Annotated in this window: 3 protein-coding genes; 1 reads left to right on the forward strand and 2 read right to left on the reverse strand. The window is 71.7% G+C overall.

The genetic code is table 11. From position 1 onward, the window contains the following. Together D471_RS40925 and D471_RS0121445 are read right to left on the reverse strand one after the other, a co-directional pair. Window positions 1-376 (reverse strand): hypothetical protein (locus D471_RS40925; protein WP_040690588.1); only part of this gene is annotated, 376 nt, incomplete at its 3' end. Between the two features lie 272 nt (window positions 377-648). Beyond that, window positions 649-1,215, reverse strand: a complete 567-nt coding sequence (locus tag D471_RS0121445; RefSeq protein ID WP_017600525.1) for a gamma carbonic anhydrase family protein — start codon at window positions 1,213-1,215, stop codon at window positions 649-651. A gap of 435 nt (window positions 1,216-1,650) precedes the next feature. Here D471_RS0121445 and D471_RS0121450 point away from each other — a divergent pair. Further along, window positions 1,651-2,486: hypothetical protein (locus D471_RS0121450; protein ID WP_017600526.1), on the forward strand; the 836-nt coding region annotated here is incomplete at its 3' end.

Consider the following 2,486-nt stretch of genomic DNA (forward strand, 5'->3'; position numbering starts at 1 on the left):
GCGGCCGCGTCGGCTCCGGGAGCAGCCTCGGCTCCGGGAGGAGCGGGTGGTCGGTGTCGGGCAGTGATCGGCCGCCGCCCGTCCCGCCCGGGCGGGGTTCGGGTGGGGGCGCGGTGTCCGCGCCGACAGTGCGGTGCGGCGCCCCGGCCGAGCCCGCGGCGGGTGGGGGAGACGCGAGGGGGCCGCTCTCGGCGGCGGTCCCGGGCCCGGAGCCGTGGACCACGCCGAGCACGTGGTCGATCTCGGCGGGGCTGAGCGGCCCTTCCGCGTCAGCCACGGCGATGAGCACCTCGGTGTACAGGTCGATCTCGTCCAGTGCGACGCGGTCGTGGAGATTGAGCGCATCGCGAGGGTGGGCGCCGGAGTCGTGGTCCACGTGTGCTCACCTCCCGGAGGGCTGCGGTGCCGCGGGGCGGGTGACGGGACGCTCGGTCCGGTCCGGCGTGATGCGGGCGCGACGGACCCGGACCACGGGGCGTGAGACCCCCCAGGCTACGCCGAGTACGACCGGCCGCACATGACCCGTGCGGACCAGTGCCCGGCTCACCCGGTCTAGTCAGGGGTGGTGCATCACCCACCCCCTCCGTTCTACCGGCCGGTAGTCACCTCGGTCCAGGGCCCCGGCGTCCCACCGGGGCCGACCGTGGGTCACCCGCGCCAGGTGACGTCCCTGTGTTGGACGGCGTAGCCCGCGTACGCGGTCGGGGTGTGCTCCAGGACGGCGCGGTCGTCGTCGTTCAGCTCCCGGATCACGCGGCCCGGAACCCCTGCCCAGAGCGTGTCCGGCGGCACTGTCTTGCCCGGGGGCACCAGGGAGCCCGCGGCGACGAGCGCCCCCTTCCCCACGCGGGCGCCGCCGAGGACGATCGCGCCGATCCCGATGAGGGCCCCCTCCTCGACGACCGCGCCGTGCACCATCGCCTTGTGGCCCAGGCTGACGTCGTCGTGCAGGATCGCGGGCTGGCCGGGGTCGGAGTGCATTCCGCACTGGTCCTGGATGTTCACCCTCCGGCCGACCACGATGTCCTCGGTGTCGGCGCGCAGGACCGATCCGTACCAGACGCTGCTCTCGGCCCCGAGCCGGACACGGCCCACGACGACCGCGCCGGGCGCGACCCACGCGCTGGGGTCGATCTCCGGTTCCCCGAACGGAGCCCCACCGATCATCGGCCCGGCCGAGGCGCCGCTCGGGTGTCCGTGGGTCGTACTGTCCATGTCGGGTCCTCCATATGTGTTTCCGGTGTGCGTGATCCCGATGACGGCCCGAAAGTATCGCGCCGGGGGAATCGGCCGGGGCACGGCGGAACGACGCGCTGACCGGAGTTGACCGCTGAGCCCCGCACGGGGATGATCGCGCATACCTTAGAGAGGAACGTGACCAGGGTCCACACGGTGATGTACCCGTCGAGGTTATTGACGGGCTGGTGTCACCCGGGTCTACCTTGGTCGTTTGGACGGTGTCCACGACGTGACGCTCCGCGCGTGGCCGGTGCCCCCATCCGGTCGGCGCGGCGAGGCGGGACCACCCGCGGGCGCGACCCGGATCACGGGTCCGATGGGTGCTTCGCCAACAACTGGGTACGGGGCAACTCTCACCTTCTGCGACGCGCAGCCGGACGGTGTTAAGGACATGAAAGGCACTTGAGCGAAATGTTGCCGGGCGGCGGACTGCAACAGGACAGGTTTCCGACGGTGCGCAAGGGCGGCTACGACAAGGCGCACGTCGACGACTACTTCGTACGGATGGACAACCAGTTCAAGGACCTCCGCGAGCGTTTGCAGCGGCAGGACGACGAGCTGGAGCAGTACAAGCGCGACCTCGCGATCGAACGTGAGAAGAACCAGGTCAAGCCTGAGCACGAACAGATCAGCGAGCGCATGGCCGAGATCCTGAGGATCACGGAGGAGGAGGCCGCGGAGCGTCGCGCCAAGGTCGACGCCGAGGTCAAGGAGGCCCGGAAGAAGGCCGAGGAGGAGATCGCCAAGCAGCGCAAGGACGCTGAGCAGCACGCCGAGCGGATCGTCTCCTCCGCGCGCGGGGAGGCCAACGAGATGGTCTCCAGCGCGAAGAAGGAGTCCGAACAGCTGCGCGACCAGGCCAAGGCGGAGGGCGACCGCCGCCTGAACGAGGCCGACGCGCGCGCCAAGAAGATCCACGACACCGCGGACCGCAGGCTCGCGACCCTGACGGCCACGCACGCCGAGGCGCTGCGCCGCCTCAAGGACATGCACTCCACGCTGGCCGACCTGGTGACGGCCGAGGACGAGGCGGGCGCTCTGGAGTCGGGTCTGACCCGCGAGGAGACCACCACCCCCGCCTCCGGCACCTCCGCACCGGGGAAGGCCGCCGGGCCCGCCTCCGACGCGGCGAAGACCGCTTCGGCCAGGGACACCGCGGCCAAGCCCGCTCCCGCCAAGGACGCTCCGGCCAAGGAGGCCCCGGGCAAGGAGGCCTCGGGCAAGGACACGCCCGCCGAGACGGCTGG

Origin of the sequence: Nocardiopsis lucentensis DSM 44048, assembly GCF_000341125.1 — a bacterium.
Lineage (GTDB): Bacteria > Actinomycetota > Actinomycetes > Streptosporangiales > Streptosporangiaceae > Nocardiopsis > Nocardiopsis lucentensis.

What these genes read in the sequence shown, in the direction of transcription:
- D471_RS0121445 (WP_017600525.1), bottom strand. Translation starts at nt 1,215, where the DNA reads ATGGACAGTACGACCCACGGACACCCGAGCGGCGCCTCGGCCGGGCCG.